Source organism: Streptomyces sp. WAC 01529 (assembly GCF_003945545.1).
Taxonomy (GTDB): Bacteria; Actinomycetota; Actinomycetes; order Streptomycetales; family Streptomycetaceae; genus Streptomyces; species Streptomyces anatolicus.
Map to the genome: position 1 here is coordinate 379,119 of NZ_CP029617.1, position 17,369 is coordinate 396,487.

General features: G+C 72.9%; 17 protein-coding genes. 8 read left to right on the forward strand and 9 right to left on the reverse strand.

Features of this window, described 5'->3' with window-relative positions:
* Positions 1-76 precede the first annotated feature (76 nt).
* From DMA15_RS01705 to DMA15_RS01720, 4 genes are all read right to left on the reverse strand, one after another.
* Positions 77-622, reverse strand: coding sequence for a hypothetical protein (locus tag DMA15_RS01705; RefSeq protein ID WP_125510885.1), 546 nt, complete (start codon positions 620-622; stop codon positions 77-79).
* Positions 623-768: 146 nt separating this feature from the next.
* Positions 769-3,819 carry an SMC family ATPase gene (locus DMA15_RS01710; protein ID WP_125510886.1) on the reverse strand — a complete coding sequence of 1,017 codons (3,051 nt, stop codon included), beginning with the start codon at positions 3,817-3,819 and terminating at the stop codon, positions 769-771.
* Positions 3,816-4,979 (reverse strand): exonuclease SbcCD subunit D, encoded by a 1,164-nt coding sequence (locus DMA15_RS01715; protein ID WP_125510887.1) that lies wholly within the window; start codon positions 4,977-4,979, stop codon positions 3,816-3,818. The genes DMA15_RS01710 and DMA15_RS01715 overlap by 4 nt, the downstream gene beginning before the upstream one ends.
* A 95-nt stretch (positions 4,980-5,074) precedes the next feature.
* Positions 5,075-5,701 carry a YigZ family protein gene (locus DMA15_RS01720; RefSeq protein WP_125510888.1) on the reverse strand — a complete coding sequence of 209 codons (627 nt, stop codon included), beginning with the start codon at positions 5,699-5,701 and terminating at the stop codon, positions 5,075-5,077.
* Between the two features lie 160 nt (positions 5,702-5,861).
* Between DMA15_RS01720 and DMA15_RS01725 the strand changes: the two genes are divergently transcribed.
* Positions 5,862-6,554, forward strand: coding sequence for a 4'-phosphopantetheinyl transferase superfamily protein (locus DMA15_RS01725; RefSeq protein ID WP_125517186.1), 693 nt, complete (start codon positions 5,862-5,864; stop codon positions 6,552-6,554).
* Between the two features lie 42 nt (positions 6,555-6,596).
* On the opposite strand, the gene DMA15_RS01730 is transcribed toward DMA15_RS01725, so the two are convergent.
* Both DMA15_RS01730 and DMA15_RS01735 read right to left on the reverse strand, forming a co-directional pair.
* Entirely contained in the window at positions 6,597-8,231 is a 1,635-nt protein-coding gene (locus tag DMA15_RS01730) for an amidohydrolase (protein WP_125510889.1), read from the reverse strand.
* A gap of 90 nt (positions 8,232-8,321) precedes the next feature.
* On the reverse strand, positions 8,322-9,800 hold the full coding sequence (locus DMA15_RS01735; RefSeq protein WP_240659648.1) for an APC family permease: 1,479 nt from the start codon (positions 9,798-9,800) through the stop codon (positions 8,322-8,324).
* A gap of 519 nt (positions 9,801-10,319) precedes the next feature.
* On the opposite strand from DMA15_RS01735, the gene DMA15_RS01740 reads away from it, so the two are divergent.
* The 5 genes from DMA15_RS01740 to DMA15_RS01760 all read left to right on the forward strand — a co-directional run bounded on the left by DMA15_RS01740 (position 10,320) and on the right by DMA15_RS01760 (position 13,542).
* Complete coding sequence (locus DMA15_RS01740) at positions 10,320-10,430, forward strand: keywimysin-related RiPP (RefSeq protein WP_125510890.1); 111 nt, start codon at positions 10,320-10,322, stop codon at positions 10,428-10,430.
* Between the two features lie 26 nt (positions 10,431-10,456).
* Positions 10,457-12,295, forward strand: a complete 1,839-nt coding sequence (locus tag DMA15_RS01745; protein ID WP_125510891.1) for a lasso peptide isopeptide bond-forming cyclase — start codon at positions 10,457-10,459, stop codon at positions 12,293-12,295.
* A gap of 31 nt (positions 12,296-12,326) precedes the next feature.
* On the forward strand, positions 12,327-12,581 hold the full coding sequence (locus DMA15_RS01750; protein WP_125510892.1) for a lasso peptide biosynthesis PqqD family chaperone: 255 nt from the start codon (positions 12,327-12,329) through the stop codon (positions 12,579-12,581).
* Positions 12,578-13,018 (forward strand): lasso peptide biosynthesis B2 protein, encoded by a 441-nt coding sequence (locus DMA15_RS01755; protein ID WP_125510893.1) that lies wholly within the window; start codon positions 12,578-12,580, stop codon positions 13,016-13,018. Before DMA15_RS01750 ends, DMA15_RS01755 begins: the two co-directional genes overlap by 4 nt.
* A 68-nt stretch (positions 13,019-13,086) precedes the next feature.
* Positions 13,087-13,542 (forward strand): TerB family tellurite resistance protein, encoded by a 456-nt coding sequence (locus DMA15_RS01760; RefSeq protein ID WP_125517189.1) that lies wholly within the window; start codon positions 13,087-13,089, stop codon positions 13,540-13,542.
* A 53-nt stretch (positions 13,543-13,595) separates the two neighbouring features.
* Here the strand turns inward: DMA15_RS01760 and DMA15_RS01765 are convergent, their stop codons facing one another.
* Positions 13,596-14,528 (reverse strand): M56 family metallopeptidase, encoded by a 933-nt coding sequence (locus DMA15_RS01765; RefSeq protein ID WP_125510894.1) that lies wholly within the window; start codon positions 14,526-14,528, stop codon positions 13,596-13,598.
* A gap of 23 nt (positions 14,529-14,551) precedes the next feature.
* Positions 14,552-14,959, reverse strand: a complete 408-nt coding sequence (locus tag DMA15_RS01770; protein WP_125510895.1) for a BlaI/MecI/CopY family transcriptional regulator — start codon at positions 14,957-14,959, stop codon at positions 14,552-14,554.
* 149 nt (positions 14,960-15,108) lie between these two features.
* Between DMA15_RS01770 and DMA15_RS01775 the strand changes: the two genes are divergently transcribed.
* Both DMA15_RS01775 and DMA15_RS01780 read left to right on the forward strand, forming a co-directional pair.
* On the forward strand, positions 15,109-15,684 hold the full coding sequence (locus DMA15_RS01775; protein WP_125510896.1) for a TerD family protein: 576 nt from the start codon (positions 15,109-15,111) through the stop codon (positions 15,682-15,684).
* A 47-nt stretch (positions 15,685-15,731) separates the two neighbouring features.
* The gene (locus tag DMA15_RS01780; protein WP_125510897.1) at positions 15,732-16,139 is read left to right on the forward strand and encodes a CoA-binding protein; all 408 of its coding nucleotides are present in this window, start codon (positions 15,732-15,734) and stop codon (positions 16,137-16,139) included.
* 55 nt (positions 16,140-16,194) lie between these two features.
* On the opposite strand, the gene DMA15_RS01785 is transcribed toward DMA15_RS01780, so the two are convergent.
* A complete protein-coding gene (locus DMA15_RS01785) occupies positions 16,195-17,256 on the reverse strand; it encodes a helix-turn-helix domain-containing protein (protein WP_125510898.1) in 1,062 nt (353 codons plus the stop codon).
* Positions 17,257-17,369: the final 113 nt, after the last annotated feature.

The window sequence follows — 17,369 nt, forward strand, 5'->3', positions numbered from 1 at the left end:
CGGCGCGGCAGGGACCCTGAGTGCGCCGGGTGTGCGGGGGCGGGGCGGCGCCGCCCCACCCCCGCACACCGTCAGGTCAGCGCAGGCCGTACTGCGCCCGGCCGACCACCTTGTTGTTGGTGAAGGTGAACGCGGCGCTGCCGTAGGTGCTGGACTGCTCGCACGAGTAGCTGGCGGACTTCGCACCGGCGGCCTCGGCGTCGGCGACGCGCACGCACACGCCCTTGCCCGCGATGTCGTGCATCTGGGCGATGGTCTTGCCCTTGGTTATCTTCTTGTACTTCGCCTTGGTCATCTTGCCGTTGGACTTCTTGCCGTCGAGGCCGCCCTGCGACTTCATGGCGAGCTTGCCGTTGCCGAAGGAGAACATCGCGGAGCTGTACTGCTTGTTGCCCTTGCACTCGTAGACCTTGCTCGAGTAGCCCGAGCCACCGCTGCTCGACGTCAGCTTGCAGGCGCCGCGGCCGGCGACGGAGTGCATCTTGGAGATGCTCGCCCCCAGCTTGACCTTGTCGTACTCGGCGCGCGTGATGGTCGGCGAAGCCGCCTGCGCGGTGGGGGCCAGGGTGGCGGTGAGGGCGGCGGCGAGCAGACCGGAGACGGCCAGCGTCTTGCGCGACATACGTGTTCCTGTTCGTGCGGGGGTGACATACCCGTGGCAGACATGACGGGGGCCAACGCCCCCAAATGATCATGACTCCCGACATCGCCCCTTGGTTGTGCCCCGGCCCGGACGAGTTCGGAATGTCCGGTCGCGGGCACCGTGCTTCACGCCGCGCCCCGCTGGCGCACGACCGAACCGGCGCGCCCCTTCACCACCTCCAGCTGCGCGTGCACCCGTCGGCGCAGATCGGCGACGTGGCTGACGATGCCGACGCTGCGGTCGCGTTCACGCAGGGAGTCCAGGACGTCCAGGACCTCGTCCAGGGTCTGGTCATCCAGGCTGCCGAAGCCCTCGTCGATGAAGAGCGTGTCGAGCCGTACGCCGCCCGCCTCGTCCGTGACCACGTCCGCGAGGCCGAGCGCCAGGGCGAGCGAGGCGAAGAACGTCTCGCCGCCCGAGAGGGTCGCCGTGTCCCGCTCGCGGCCGGTCCACGCGTCGACCACATGCAGACCGAGGCCCGAACGGCCGCGTCCCGTCCGGTCGTCGGAGTGCACGAGGGTGTAGCGCCCGGACGACATCCGCCGCAGCCGGACGGTCGCGGCCGCGGCCACCTGCTCCAGGCGGGCGGCCAGTACGTACGACTCCAGGCGCATCCTGCGTTCGTTGTCGGCCGAGGTGCCCGCGGCGAGGCCGGCCATCCGCGCCACCCGGTCGTGGGCGGCGCGCAGCGGCGCGAGGCCGCGCGTCCCGGCGGCGGTGCGGGCGGAGAGCCTGTCGAGTTCGGCGCAGCGCCGTGCCGCGGCGTCGCGCGCGGACGCGGCGGCCCGAAGGCGTCTGGCGGCGGCCTCAGCCTCCTCCCGCGCGGCCGGCAGGTCGGCGGGAGGCTGCTGCGCGGCGGTGGCCGTGTCCGGTTCGGCGAGGACGGAGCGGACCGCGGCTTCTTCGTTCCGCCAGGCGTCGAGGCGGTGCTGGAGTTCGCGGTGGCGGGCGTCGTCGAGGAGGGCGTCAGCCGCGGCGACCGGCGTGTCGAATCCGGCGCGGAAGGCCGCGTCGGCGAGGCGCGCGTCCGCCGCCTTGAGGCGCTCGGCCGTCTCGTCGGCGACGCGCACGGCGTCCGCGGCCTCGGTGAGCAGGGCGGCCTGCCGCTCCAGCTGGGCGGCGCGGGCCGCGACGCTTCCGGTCGTTCCGCGCGCGTGGGTCAACTCCTCTTCCAGGGCGTTCTGTTCGCGGTCGAGGGCCTCGCGCAGGGTGGCCCTCGACGCGGCACGCCGGGCGGCCTCCTGCCGGCCGGTGACTCGGCGGTCGTACTCGCGCTCGGCCCGCGCCAGCGCCTCGCGCGCGGCGTGCAGTCCCGAGGCGTGGTCGCGCGCTTCGGCGTGGGCGCGCCGCAACTCCTCCACGGCGGCGGCGAGTTCCTCGACACTCGGCTCGGTACCCCCGGGCGCGGACTCGTCCGCCCCCGTTTCGCCGCTTCGCGCCGCCGCTGTCGCCGCCGCCAGCGAGGCCTGTACGTCGCTCAGTTCGCGCTCGGCGGCCGTGCGGGACTCCAGGGCGGCGCGGTGGGCGGACAGCGCCTCCTCCTCCGCGCCGCGGTCCACGTGCCCGGCGCTCTTGCGGGCGGGGGCGGGGTGTTCCGTCGCCCCGCACACCGCGCACGGTTCGCCGTCGGTCAGGTGCGCGGCGAGTTCGGCGGCGATGCCGGTGAGGCGCTGTTCCTTCAGGGCGAGCCAGTGTTCGTGCGTGCTGGTGGCGTGTTCGCGGGCGGTGAGGGCGCGATCCTGTGCCGCCGCCGCGTCCTGGGCGAGCCGGTCGCGGCGGCGGGCCGCGTCCAGCCGGGTCCTCACCGGTTCGAGGCGCCCCGCCAGCCGCTCGGCGTGGGTCGCGGCCTCCTGGGCGGATTCGACGCGCTCCTGGAGGGCGGCCCGGGTGGCCTCCCAGCCGTCGAGCCAGCCCGCCGCGTCCTGCGACACCTCGTCGTCGGCGCGCTCCTGCCGGTCCAGGGCCGCGCGCTCGGCGGCGATGTCGGCGAGCCGCTGCTCGGCACGCCGCGCCGATCCCAGGCCGCCCAGCTCCTCGGCGGCCTTGCGCGCGGCGGCGGCGAGCCCGGACGCCCCGGCGGCTTCGAAGGTGCCGGGGAGGCGGCCACGCGCGCGTGTCTCCTCCTGCGCGGCCCGGCGGTGCTCCGCCTCCGCGGCGTCGCGCAGTGCGAGCGCCGGGGCGACCGTCTCCGCCTTGCGCGCCCGCTCCAGGCGCTGCTCGCACTCGCGCCGCTCGGCCTCGCGCGCGTGCAGCCGTGCGGCGCGCTCTTGTGCCTCGGCGAACCGGCTCTGCAGCCGGTCGAGTTCGCGTACGTCACCGAGTCGGCGCTCCGCGGCCACCTGCGCGGATTCGGCGGCGGTGAGCGCGCCGTCCGCGATGGTGAGGCGCTCTCGGGCCGTCGTGCGGGCGACGGCGGCCCAGGCGAGGACTTCGGTGGCGAGGCCCGGGTCGCCGGGAGCGAGGTCGGGCAGGGGCAGTTCGGCTTCCCGGCCGTCTTCCGCCGCGGCCTGCTGCATGCGGTGCGCGTCGGCGAGGAGCGCCGCGTCGCCGTCCTTGACCTCGGCCGCGGTGGTGCGCCGCTGCTCGACGAGCCGCTGTTCGACCGCGGCGAACCTGCGGGTGTCGAAGAGCCGCCCGAGCAGCTTGCCGCGTGCCTCCGCGTCCGCGCGCAGGAAGCGCGCGAAGTCGCCCTGCGGCAGCAGGACGACCTGGCAGAACTGCTCCTTGCTCATGCCGAGCAGTTGGGCGATCTCCTCGCCGATCTCCTGGTGGGACCGGCTCAGGTCCTTCCAGCCGCCTTCCGGGGTGCTCTCGCGGAGCCAGCTCTGGGCCTTCTCGGTGGTCGTGCCGGTGCCCCTCTTCTTGGGGCGTGCCCACGGTGGCTGGCGGGTGATCTCCAAGCGGCGTCCGGCGACGGTGAGTTCGAGGCACACCTCTGTGCGCGTGCCCTGCTGCGCGTGGTCGCTGCGCAGCGTCATGCCCTGCCCGCTGCCCTGGCGCGCGCCCGGCACCGATCCGTACAGCGCGTAGCAGACGGCGTCGAGGACGGAGGTCTTGCCCGCGCCGGTCGGGCCGTGCAGCAGGAAGAGCCCGGCGGCGGATAGCTCGTCGAAGTCGATGTCCTGGGTGGTGCCGAAGGGCCCGAACGCGGTGACGCGGAGCCGGTGGAGTCTCATCGGGCGACCTCGCGCAGGGTGTCGTCGGCGCGGACCGCGTCGAAGGCCGACCGCAGCACCGCCCGCTCGTGCCCGTCGGGGCCCGCCCCGCGCACATGGGCCACGAAGTCCTCGGCGATCTGCTCGTCGCTGCGGCCCTGGAGACGCTGGGCGTACGAGACGTCCGGGTCGTCCGGGGCCCGGTCCGGGTCGAAGACGAGGCTGAGGGTGTGCGGGAAGCGCGCGCAGAGGCGGGCCATGGGGTCGTCGGGGCGCACCGCGTCGGTGAGGGTGGCCTCGACCCAGGCTTCCTCGTGGCGGGTGAGGCCTGGGTCGTCGAGGAGTTCGTCGAGGGTGCCGCGGATACGGGCGAGTGCGCGCGGCACCGGGCAGTCGACGCGCTCGGCCTCGATCTGCCCCTCGGGGCCGAGGTCGACGAGCCACATGCTCTTGCGGTGGTCGGCTTCGGAGAAGGAGTACGGCAGCGGGGAGCCGGAGTAGCGCACGCGCGTGCCGAGCGTCTGGCTGCCGTGCAGATGACCGAGCGCCGCGTAGTCGACGCCTTCGAAGACTCCGGCCGGCACCGCGGCGACTCCGCCGACCGTGATGTCCCGCTCGCTGTCACTGATCTGCCCGCCGCTGACGAACGCGTGGGCGAGGACGACGGAGCGGGTGCCCCGCGCGCGGGTGGCGAGGTCGGCCCGCACCCGGTCCATGGCGGCCCCGATGACCGCCTCGTGGCCCGCCTTGGCCACGCCGAACTCGTCCTTCACCAGGGCGGGTTCGAGGTAGGGCAGGCCGTAGAACGCCACGTCGCCGTGGTCGTCGGCGAGGAGCACGGGCTCCGCGCAGGCGGCGGGGTCGGTGCGCAGATGGATGCCCGCGCGGTCGATGAGGCCCGCGCCGACGCCGAGGCGGCGCGCCGAGTCGTGGTTCCCGGAGATCATCACCGTCGGCACGCCGAGGTCGGCGAGCCGGTGCAGCGCGTCGTCGAACAGCTCCACCGCGGCGAGCGGCGGCACCGCCCTGTCGTACACGTCCCCGGCCACCAGGACGGCGTCGACCTCGCGCTCGCGCGCGGTCGTCACCAGGTGACCGATGAACGCGGCCTGGGCGTCCAGCATGTTCACGCGGTGGAACGAGCGGCCCAGGTGCCAGTCGGACGTGTGCAGCAGCCTCATGAGCCCCGAGACTAACGGGCGGGTCGGACATCACGGGCGGCTGCTCCTGTAACCGCCGCCGTCCAGTGCCCCGGCTCCGCGGGGCGCGCCGCGCGTCAGGCGTCTCCGTACGCCTCTCCCCCGAGTTCGAACACCGCGCTGCCCGCCGTGGCGTCGGCCAGCCAGCCCCGGAAGGCGTCCACGTCGGCGTCCGGGAGACCGATCTCGATGGTGACCGCGTCGCCGTAACGAACGTCACGCACCTCACGGCCCGCGGCACGCAGATCGTTCTGGACCTTGCCCGCGCGCTGGTGGTCGACGGTGACGGTGGCGAGGCGGAAGCGGCGGCGGGTGACGGTGCCCAGGGTGTCGAGCGCCTCGCCGACCGCGCCTCCGTAGGCGCGGATCAGACCGCCCGCGCCGAGCTTGACCCCTCCGTAGTACCGGGTCACGACCGCGGCGACGTACCGCATGTCGCGGCGCAGGAGCATCTGCAGCATGGGGACGCCCGCGGTGCCGCCCGGCTCCCCGTCGTCACTGGCCTTCTGGATCGCCGCGTCCGCCCCGATGACGTACGCGAAGCAGTTGTGGCTGGCCGTGGGGTGCTCCTTGCGGACGCGTGCGACGAAGTCCTGGGCCTCCCGCTCGGTGGCAGCGGGTGCCAGGGCGCACAGGAAGCGCGAGCGGTTGATCTCGGTCTCGTGCACGCCCTCGCGGGCCACTGTGCGGTATTCGTCCTGCATCACGCCAGCGTAGGCGCTCCTCGGGAGACGCCGGTGGCCGGGAGCGGTGCCGAGTGGCACAGGTCACTGTCCACGCGCGCGTGCCGTGCGCCGGGTACCGTGATCTCTCGTGACGTCACCCTCGATATCCGTGCCCCAAGTCCCGGAAGCCTCGGGCCCCTTGGCATCCCTGCTGGCCGCCGTGCCTGTCACCGTCGTCGAGACTTATGGCGACCCGGCCGACGCCGTGCTCTTCCCGGAGGAGGAGGCGGTCGTGGCGAAGGCGGTGGCCAAGCGGCGCGATGAGTTCACCACCGTGCGGCACTGCGCCCGGGCCGCGCTGCACCTCATCGGCGTGCCGCCGGCCCCGATCCTGCCGGGCCAGCGGGGTGCGCCCCGCTGGCCGGACGGCGTCGTCGGCAGCATGACGCACTGCGCCGGGTACCGTGCGGCGGTCGTGGCCCGCGCCGGTGAGGTGACCTCGCTCGGCGTCGACGCGGAGCCGGGCGAGCCGCTGCGCGACCCGGACGTGCTGACCATGATCGCCGACGAGTCGGAGCGCGCGGCGCTCGCCGCCCTCGGCGCCCGCCACCCCGGCACACCCTGGGACCGCCTGCTCTTCAGCGCCAAGGAGTCGGTCTACAAGACGTGGTTCCCGCTCACCGGGCGCTGGCTCGGTTTCGAGGACGCCCGGGTGCGGCTCGACCCGGACGGGACGTTCACGGCGCGGCTGCTCGTCGAGGGGCCCGTGGTGGAGGGCGTGGAGCTGAAGGTGTTCTCGGGGCAGTGGATCGTGCGCGACGGGATCGCCGCGACGGCCATCGTCCTGCCGATCACCACTCCTGCCGATCCGTCCTCCGCTGTTCACGCGTAGGCCTCCGTCAGACATAACGGCTATAGGAGACATCACGCGCATTCAGGGAGCCGCTGCCCGGGATGAGGCCGCTGCCCGGTACGTGGGGCGGCCTCCGAGCCAGGTGCCCCGCACGCGCGCGTGGCGGATCGCCATCGGGTCGGCGGTGCGTGGGTCGGCGGAGAGCAGGACCAGGTCGGCGGGGGCGCCCGGCGCCAGGCGCAGCCGGTCGTCGGCGCCCGCCTGGTGGGCGACCCCGGCGGTGGCCGCCGTCAGCGCCTCCTCGACGGTCAGCCGCTGGTGGGGGATCCAGCCTTCCGCCGGCTCCCCCGTGAACGTACGCCTGGTGACGGCCACTTGGATGCCTTCCAGGGGGATGTGCGAGCTGACGGGCCAGTCGCTGCCGAAGGAGAGCCGCACGCCGTCCCGCGCCAGCTCGCCCATGGGGTATTGCAGGGCCGCCCGGTGCGCGCCGAGCCGCGGGATGGACAGCTCGGTCTGGAGCGGGTCGGGCTGCGCCCAGAGGGGTTCGAAGTTGGCGATGACACCGAGCGCGGCGAAGCGGGGCAGGTCGGCGGGGTCGACCAGCTGGACATGGGTGATCACCGGGCGCCGGTCCCAGGCGGGGTTGGCGTGGATCGCGGTCTCGATCGCGTCGAGCGAGGCGCGTACGCCCGCGTCGCCGATCGCGTGAATGTGGGTCTGGAAGCCCGCGGCGTCGAAGGCGCGTACCGCCTCGGCGAGCGCGCGAGGTTCCCACACGGGCATGCCGCAGCTGTGCGACGCGTCCAGGTAGGGGGCGAGCATGGCGGCCGTACCGCCCTCGATGACGCCGTCGCTGAAGAACTTCACCGTCCGCGCGGTCAGCAGCTCGCCGCCCTCCGCGGCCACCCGCGCGCGTGTCTCGGCGAACGGCGCGAGCTGCCCGCGCCACCGGTCGGGATCCGCGCGCTGGGCGAGGTCGACCCGGAAGGCCAGGGCGTCACGCCGGGCGGCGGTGAGATAGGCGTCGGCCATCTCCGGTTCGACCCAGGCGTCCTGCACCCAGGTGATGCCCGCGCGCGCGTACGCGTGCCCGGCGCGGCGCACCGCCTCGACGAGTTCGTCCGTGGCGCGCGAGGGGACCTGGTCGAGCACGAGGTCGCAGGCGTGCCACTCGCGCAGGGTGCCGAGCGGTGTGCCGTCGGGGCGGCGCACGATCCAGCCGAGGCGCGGCTCCGGAGTGCTCTCGCTCACCCCGGCCCTGCGCAGCGCCTCGGTGTTGCACCACACGGTGTGGTAGTCGTGGGCGCGCAGCACGACGGGCCGGTCGGGCACCGCCGCGTCAAGCCAGCGCGCGTCGAACTCCCCGTCGGGCGCGAGCGCGGGGTCGTAGGAGGCGCCGACGATCCACTCGGCCTCCGGGTGCTCCCCGGCCCACCGCCCGACTTCGGAGACGATCGCGTCGACGGAGGCGAGCTCCTTGATCTGCGGCCCGAAGCTCTCCAGGCCGCCGAAGAGCGGGTGGGCGTGGCCGTCGCCGAAGGCGGCCATCAGCAGTCCGTCGCCGATGTCGACGACCTCGTCGGCGGTGGCGGCGAGGGCGCGGGCCTCGTCGCCGAGCGCCAGGACGCGGCCGTCGCGCACGGCGAGCGCCGTGGTGTCGTGGTGGGGGTGGCTCCCGGTTCGGGTGGTGCCGAGGAAGACCAGGGTCGTCATGCTGTCGGTTTCTCCTTGCTTGCCTACTCGCCTACTCGACTGCTCGCTTGCTCGCGGCCGCTCGCGGTTTCCGCCACCCTCCGCCACCCCTCAGACGCTCTCGGCGTCCACCGTCGTCAGCCGCTCGTACGCCATCGGATCGCGCGCCTTGACGCGCAGCGCCAGCATGGCGCCGACGACGAACAGCACCGGCAGCGGGAGGATCAGGGCCGCGTTCACACCGGTGGAGGCGCCGGTGAGCAGATCGAGGTGGGCACAGACCAGGACGATCATGACGGCGAGACCCGCGCAGGCGAGCAAGGGAGCGGCGACCACCCGCCAGGCCGGCAGCGCGCGCCGGTCACGGCGGAAGAACCCGTACACGGCGAGGGCGGCGAGTGCCTGCATGAGCATCACGCCGAGGATGCCGGAGCCGTTGGTCCACAGGAACGTGACGGTGTACGGATCGACCCCGCTGACCACCGTCACGACGATCACCGCGAGCGCGAGGGCCGACTGCGTGAGCACGGCCGCGGCCGGTGCCCGGGTCTTCGCGGAGACCGTGCCGAGGCGGGCCGGGAGCAGGCCTTCCCTGCCGAGCGCGTAGAAGTAGCGGGCGGCGCCGTTGTGGAAGGCGAGCGTGGCCGCGAAGGCGCTGGTGATGATCAGTACGTGCATGGAGTCGGCGGCCCAGGCCCCGCTGAAGCGCTCGGTGGCGGTGAAGACCATGTCGGCGCCGCCCTCTCCGTTCGCCACGGCCTGGGCGCGGTCGCCGTACGCGTTGATGATCATCCAGACGGTGAAGGTGTAGAAGAGCGCGAGGAACGCCACGGCGATGTAGGTGGCGCGCGGCACGGTCCTCTCCGGTCGCCGTGCCTCCTCCGCGTAGATCGCGGTCGCCTCGAAGCCGACGAAGGCGCCGATGGCGAGGACGAACATGCCGCCCGCCCCGGACGCGCCGAGATGGCCGGGTGACAGCGCCCCCAGGTCGACGCCCCGCGGGCCGCCGCCGTGCGCGAGGACGCCCGCTTCGAAGGCGAGCAGTACCAGCACTTCGAGGACCAGGGCGACGCCGAGGACCTTGGCGCTGAGGGTGACCCTGAGGTAGCCGAGCGCGCCGATGGCGACCAGTCCGCCCGACGCCCAGACCCACCAGGGCACATGGGCCCCGGTAAGGTCCTCGAAGCCCGACTCCGTGAACCATCCGAAGGCGGCGAGCAGTCCCACCTCGATCGCGTTGTACGAGAAGAGCGCGACGTACGCGGAGCCGGCTCCGGCCGGGCGGCCGAGCCCCCTGCCTATGTACGCGTAGAAGGCGCCGGCGTTGCGCACGTACCGGCTCATGGCCGTGAACCCGGCGGCGAAGACGATCAGGAGCAGGCCCGAGAGCAGATAGCCGAGCGGTGCCGCCCGGCCCGCCATGCCGATGGCCAGCGGGGCCACGCCCGCCATGACCGTCAGCGGGGCCGCGGCCGCCATGACGAAGAAGACCAGATCGCCGGTGCCGACGGCCCCGCCGCTGAGGCCGTGGGAGGAGGGAGGGGAGGTCGGTACGGAGGGAGGCGGTACGGAGGAGGGGGGTGCGGTCACGCGCGTACTCCCGAGGTCGGAGACGCAGAGAACTAAACCGCTTCGGCGAGGGCGTGGGAAGGGGCCGTGAAATCGATCCACTCGCCCCGACGACGGTCGGAGGAGGTGGAGAAGGCGGAAACAGGCCAAGAAGTGCGAGGAGCGGGAGCACGCGCACCCGAGCCGAATGCGCCCCGGCGGCTCCCCCCTCGCCCCCTCTGCCGGCCGCTCCGCGGCAGGACAACCCCACTGCGGCCGATGCCCAGTTCAAAACGTTTTTTCCCTTGTGCACACATGCGTCATTGAGTTGCGCACTCGTTGATTAAACCCACAAGTAGCAACGCGTTCACACACCGGCATATGCGTTTTTCCTATTGTCATACTTTCTGTCATGGTCTTGCAGCATCTTCCGGTTATGCACATAGCTGGGTGCTGCGACCTTTCCCGTCCCGGGTTCCCGATGAGCCCGGGACAGGCCGACGGAGCCCCCGCGCGCCGTCGACCAGGGAAGCGGTCGTCACCTCTATCCGAGGAGACGTCATGAAGAAGGCCTACGAAGCTCCGTCGCTCGTCCGGCTCGGGACGTTCCGGAAGAAGACCGGGCTGCTGGCGCGGTCCGGAAACGACCGACTCATTTTCAGCAAGAACTGACGACCGAAGGTTTCTGACCCGACGTCATGACTGAACTGCACGAGAGTGCGGGGACGGGCCCCGGCGACGCGCACTTCACGGTCTTCAACGACCGTGCGGACGCGGCCGCCGTGGCCCGCTCCTTCGCCCACCCAGGAACACGTGTCCTCAACCATTCCTCGGGCCGGCCGTGGCTGGTCGGCCAGTGGGCCGACGAAGAGATCGTCACGGCGCGCGTCGGCCGCGCCGCCCTGGCCGTCATCGGTTGCTGCCCCGTCACCACCGCCGAACTGGAGGCCCGGGCAGGGCGGTTGCGCGACCTGACGGAGCTGGACGTGTGGGCCCGCTCCCTGCCCGGCAGCTTCCACCTTGTCGCCGCCCTGGACCAGCGGCTCAGGATGCAGGGCACCGCGTCCGGGCTCCGGCTGGTCTTCCACGCCACCGTGGACGGTGTGCCCTTGGCCGCCACCCGCGCCGACGTCCTCGCCGCCGCCCTGGGCCACGACCCCGACGAAGAACAGCTCGCGATCCGGCTGTTGTGGCCTGCCCCCTATCCCCTTTTCGAGACCTCCCTCTGGTACGGCGTCACCGCGGTGCCCCCACAGGACGCGCTGATCGTCGGCGCGGACGGGCGGACCGTGCACCACTCACGGTGGTGGACCCCGCCGGAGCCGGTCCGCACCCTCGCCGACGGGGCGCCGCTGGTCCGCGAGGCCCTCGCCACGGCCATCGACGCCCGCACGCGCCAAGGCGGCGTGGTCAGCTGCGACCTGTCCGGCGGCCTGGACTCCACCTCCATCTGCTTCCTCGCGGACCGGTCCCCCGCCAAGGTGGTGGCCAGCACCTGGCCGGGACGCGACCCGGCCGACACCGACCTGCACTGGGCCGAGCGGGCGGTGAAACACCTCCCGGACGTCGAGCATGTGGTGTGGGACGCGCACGCCTCACCGCTGGTCTACGACGATCTGCTGAACATCGACGACCTGCTGGACGAACCGACCATCGGCGTCATGGACCGCTCAAGGGTGCTGAGCCATCTGCCGGACATGGCCCGGCGGGGCAGCCGAGTGCACATGACGGGCATCGGCGGCGATCACGTGGCCTGGTGCTCGGAGGCGTACTACCACCGGCTGTCGCGCACCCGCCCGCTGTTCGCACTGCGGCAGCTGCGGGGCTTCCGGGCCCTGTGGCAGTGGCCGCTCGGTACGACGGCCCGTGCCCTGGCCGATTCCCGGCCGTACGGCAGGTGTCTCGCCGACGCCGTCGGACACCTGCGCGACCCGCTCCCGGCATCGGCCACCACCAGTCTCGGCTGGGGCATGCCCCCACGTCTCTTCGAGTGGGTCACGCCCGACGCCACGCGCATGGTCGAGCGGGCGCTGCGGGAGGCCGCTTCGACGGTCGTGCCCCTGCACCCCGACCGTGGCATGCACGCCGATCTTGAACAGATCCGCTCGTGCACGCGCATCATCCGCCAGTGGGACCGCATGGCGGCCCGCGTCGGTGTCCCGATGGCCTCGCCGTTCCTCGACGACCGCGTCATCGAGGCGTGCCTCGCGATCCGGCCCGAGGAACGCGTCACGCCCTGGGCGTACAAACCCGTCCTCACCACCGCGATGCGCGGCATCGTTCCCGAGGAGTGCCTGCGGCGCACCACCAAGGCGGCCGCCGCCATGGACGCCGCCGACGGACTGCGCAAGCACCGCGCCGACCTGCTGGCCCTGTGGGAGGACTCCCGGCTGGAGCGGCTCGGCCTGGTCGACGGTGAGACGCTGCGCCGCCTCGCGCAGCGGCCCTCCGCGCCCGGGCTGCGCGACGGCATCCTCTACTCGACCATCGCCGCCGAGGTATGGCTCCGCGGCCTCTCCCCCGCCCGCACCCGATAGGCCCGCCACCGGAGAAAGGCAGTCACCCACCATGGCACTGCAGTTCGGCCCCGATGTCTCCACCACGGAGACCGACTACGGCACGGTCCTTCTCGACCAGCGCAGCGGAAACTACTGGGAACTCAACCCCACCGGGAGCCTCGTCGTGAAGACCCTCCTCGACGGCGGCGAGGAGGCGGCGGCCATCGACGCGCTCATCTGCGAGTTCGACATCGACCGGGCTCGCGCGCAGCAGGACGTCACCACTCTCGTACGGGAACTGCGGGACGCGGGGCTGGTCTCATGACGACACCGAGCGCCCTGGAGCGGCCCACGGGTGTCCCCTTCACCCGGCGTCTCGCCGCCCGACTCGTGCTGCTGCCCGCCGTCGCGCTCTCCTTGCTGCCCCCGCGCCGGATCCGCACCGTCCTCGGTGTCGTACGCCGTGGCGCCGCCCCGGCCACCGCCGCGCAGGCGAAGAAGGCCCGGGACGCGATGTGCGCGACCAGCCTGCTCTGCGCCGGCCCGAAAGGCTGTCTGCCCCGCTCGCTGGGCTCCGCCCTGCTGTGCCGACTGATGGGCGGCTGGCCGACGTGGTGCACGGGGGCGAGCGTGGTGCCTCCCTTCAACGCGCACGCCTGGATCGAGGCGGAGGGCCGGCCCATCGGAGAGGAGATGCCCGACGACTACTTCGCGCGGCTGCTCTCGGTGGGACCGGCGGGAACTTCTCGGGCCGGGTGCTAGTTTCTACAGTGTTGTAGTTTCTACGCTGCTGTAGAACACCCGATATCGATATGTGCATGGAGTTCCCCATGGCCCTGTGGGACCGCGTCAAGGAATCCGCGTCGACGATGCAGACCCAGCTGCTGGCGAAGAAGAACGACCTCAAGAGCGGCGCCTTCCGCGACGCGAGCATGGCGATGTGCGCCCTGGTGGCAGCCGCGGACGGCACGGTGGACCCGACCGAACGCGCCCGCGTGGCCCAGCTCATCGGTGCGAACGAGGTGTTGCAGAACTTCCCGGCGGACGACCTGCGCCGCCGCTTCGACGCCTACGTCGACAAGCTGACCGCCGACTTCGCGTTCGGCAAGGTGAGCGTTCTCCAGGAGGTCGCCAAGGCGAGGAAGAAGCCCGCGGAGGCCCGCGCGGTCATCCAGATAGGCATCGTCATCGGCGGCGCCGACGGCGACTTCGACAAGGACGAGCAGGCCGTGGTGCGCGAGGCGTGCTTCGCGCTGGACCTGCCGCCGCACGAGTTCGACCTGTAACGGCGCCGGCACGGGGCCCGTTCACAGCGGCGCAGGCTCGGGGCGGCGCCCGTTCACAGCGGTGTGGCCGCCCGCAGGATGAGGACCATCGTGACCGCGGAGTTCGCCGAGGACATCGCGGAGACGACGGTGCCGAACGCGGCGCACCACAGGGCGAGTCCCACCGCGGTGAACAGGGAGGGACGCGTGCGGGCGGCGGGCGCCGGGGCGAGCAGGGCGGCGACGCGGCGCGGCACGGGCCCCGGCGTGGCGAACCCCGCGAGGGCGGGCGCGGGCGCGCCCCGGGAGACCAGGGCGGCCCTGCCGATCGCACGGGCGACGACCCGCCTGTCCCGTACGGCCCGTGCCGCCGCCTCGTCGGCCCACCGTTCCGCGGTGAAGGCGACGGAGGTGCGCAGCGGGCGCAGGAAGGGGTTGGCGCGGGCCGCCAACTGCGTGACGAGGAGGTGACGGTGGTGCCGCGCGGTGAGATGGGCCCGCTCGTGCGCGAACAGCGCGCGCCGCTCCGGGGCGGCGAGCCGGTTCAGCATGCCGGTGGTGACCACGACGCGGCCGCCGTCGCGCGCCGGAAGGGCGTAGGCGTACGGAGCGTCGTCGGGGAGCACCGCGACGGACGTGCCGGGCAGCCCTTCGAGGGCGCGCCGCCCTCGAAGGCGTACGCGCGCGTGCCGCCACAGGGTGCGGGCGCAGGCGGCGCACACGGCGAGCAGTGCGGGGATGGCGGCCTTCCCCGCGACCTCGTAATAGGGGACGGCGGCCCGCACCTCGGGGTCGGACCAGGCGTCCGGCAGGGGGTTGCCCGGCAGTTGGGCGGTGCCGACGACCATGAGGAGCGCGAGACAGAGCGTGCTGCACAGGGCCATCACCCCGGCGACGGAGGTGAGCACGCGCGTGGCGGTGCGCGGGTGGAGGTGATGCTCGGCGAGGCGGGCGACCGGCCAGGCGGTCAGCGGCAGCACGAGGGGCAGGAAGACGAAGACGCCCATCAGGCAGAAGCTCCCATCGGGTGTCAGTCGTCCGTCTCGGCGCCCGCCCGCCCGAGCAACTCGCGCAGGAGCTGTTCGTCGTCGGGCGTCAGCGTCGTGACGAAGCTGGCGAGGACCGCTTCCCGGTCGCTCTCGCCGTCGAGCACCTTGCGCATGCGGAAGGCGGCGAGCCCCGCCTCGTCCGACGCGGACGTCCACGCGAAGGAGCGGCCCGCGCGCTCCCGGGTCACCACGTCCTTGGCGAGGAGGCGGGTCAGGATCGTCATCACGGTCGTATAGGCGAGGTCGCCGCCGATCCGCTCCTGCACCCAGGCGGCGCTGACCGGTCCGCGGGCGGCGTGCAGCGCGGCGAGGACCTGCTGCTCCAGCTCGCCCTGGGCGCGGCGGCGCAGGCGCGGCCGGCGCTCCTCGCGCTTGTCGTGGTGCTCCATGCCCGGGCTCCCTCCAGCCTGTTCGTGCTCCTCGGCGGCCGGGAGCGCCATATCGTAACGGCCCCTGACCACCCCACCCGCTTCTACATTCCTGTAGATTCTACGGAACCATCACCAGAAACGCGTCACTCGGATCTCAGGAGGACATTGTGGGAGTTTCCCTGGCCAAGGGCGGCAACGTCTCGCTCAGCAAGGAGGCCCCGGGCCTCACCGCCGTACTGGTCGGGCTGGGCTGGGATGTGCGCACCACGACGGGCACGGACTACGACCTGGACGCCAGCGCGCTGCTCTGCGACGACTCCGGCAAGGTCGTCTCGGACCAGCACTTCGTCTTCTACAACAACCTGACGAGCCCGGACGGTTCGGTCGAGCACACCGGTGACAACCTCACCGGTGAGGGCGAGGGCGACGACGAGGCAGTGAAGGTGAACCTCGCCCAGGTGCCCGACCAGATCACGAAGATCGTCTTCCCGGTGTCGATCCACGACGCCGAGAACCGCGGCCAGAGCTTCGGCCAGGTCCGCAACGCCTTCATCCGCGTGGTGAACCAGGCGGACGGCGTCGAGATCGCGCGCTACGACCTCTCCGAGGACGCGTCGACGGAGACCGCGATGGTCTTCGGCGAGCTGTACCGCCATGGTGCCGAGTGGAAATTCCGCGCGGTCGGCCAGGGTTATGCAAGTGGACTGCGGGGCATCGCGACGGACTTCGGCGTGAACGTCTGACCCGCGCTCCCTGACGGCATCCGGCCGCGAACTCGAGGAGGCAGGTCATGTACGGCGACCAGAAGACGGTGCGCAAGATCCTGACGGAGCTGGGCGACACCTGGGCCGTCGTGGGCCTGTCCGACAACCGCGAGCGGGCGGCGTACGGCGTCGCGGCCGTTCTGCGGGGCTTCGGCAAGCGTGTCGTGCCGATCCACCCCAAGGCCGGGACGGTCCACGGCGAGCAGGGGTATCCGTCCCTGTCCGCCGTGCCGTTCGAGATCGACGTGGTCGATGTGTTCGTCAACAGCGGCCTAGCGGGCCAGGTCGCCGACGAGGCGGTGGCGGCCGGCGCGCGGGCGGTCTGGTTCCAGCTCGGCGTGATCGACGAGGCGGCGTACGAACGGACGCGCGCGGCGGGCCTGGACATGGTCATGGACCGCTGCCCGGCCATCGAGATCCCCCGGCTGGGCTGAGAGACGGCGCGGGCCGGGGGCGACGGCGTCCTCGGCCGCGTCCCCGTCCTCGGCCTCAGAACTGCTTCGAGGGCCAGTCGAGCAGGCGCGCGCCGATCACGGCGGTCTGCAGTGTGTAACGGTGCACGGGGTCCGAGGGGTTGGCCCCGGTCAGTCCGTGGATGCGTTCCAGCCGGTAGGTCAGGGCGCGCACGCTCAGCGTCAGTCGGCGGGCCGCCTCCGCCGCGACACACCCCGAGTCGAAGTACGCGGCGAGCGTGTCGATGAGCGGCTGCGCTCCGCCGCGGGCCTGGCGCAGCGGGCCGAGCGTGTTGAGCACGAGGTCGGCCATGGCCTGCCGGTCGCGGGTGAGGACGGGGTAGACGAGCAGGTCGGCCGCGTGCAGCACGGGGTCGTCGAGCTCCAGGCGCCCGGCGAGATCGAGGGCGTTGAGCGCTTCCTCGTACGACTGGACGACGCCGCCGGGGCCGGGCTGCGGGCGGCCGATGGCGACGCGGCCGCCGTCGGTGACGGCGTACGCGTGCTTGGCGAAGAAGGTCAGGACCTCGTCCTGGTCGCCGGGGGCGACGCACACCAGGCGGCCGTCCTTGGTGGTGAGCAGGATGCTGCGGTCGCCGAACCGGCCGATCAGGGCCCGCTCGACCTCGCGGGGGACCGCGTGCCCCTCCTCGTATCCGTCGGGGCCCTCGGCGACGGCGACGGCGTGCTCGTAGGAGAGGCGCAGTCCGAAGCGTTCCGCGCGCTCGGCGAGCAGGCCGAGGTCGCTGCGTCCGTAGAGCAGGTCGTCGATGAACTCGCGCCGGGCCGCCTCCTCCTGGCGTACGGCGAGGCGCTGGGCGCGTTCGTAGCCCTCGGCGAAGGCGTCCATGGCCTGCTCGGCGGCGGCCAGGGCGCAGTCGACGGAGAGCGCGCGCTCGGCGGGCCAGTGGGCGCGGGTCGCCGCGAGGTGCGCGCCCACCAGGGCCCGGAGGCCGAAACCGGCGTCGGCGGCCCGCTCCCCCAGCACGCGCCGTGAGGCCAGCTCATCCCGGGTGAGCCGACGGCCCGTCGACGAGGCGGCGGCGAGGATGTGGGCATAGCCGTCGAGGTACTCCTGCGGTATGTCCTGCCCCGCCATGCCGCCCCCTGTCGTCCTGTTGCCGTTGAACCGTTGATGCCTTTTTAACGCATGGCGCACCGGCGGGCGACGGCCGGGCCTGCCCGGCGCTCCGGGGCACGGGCCCGGAACAA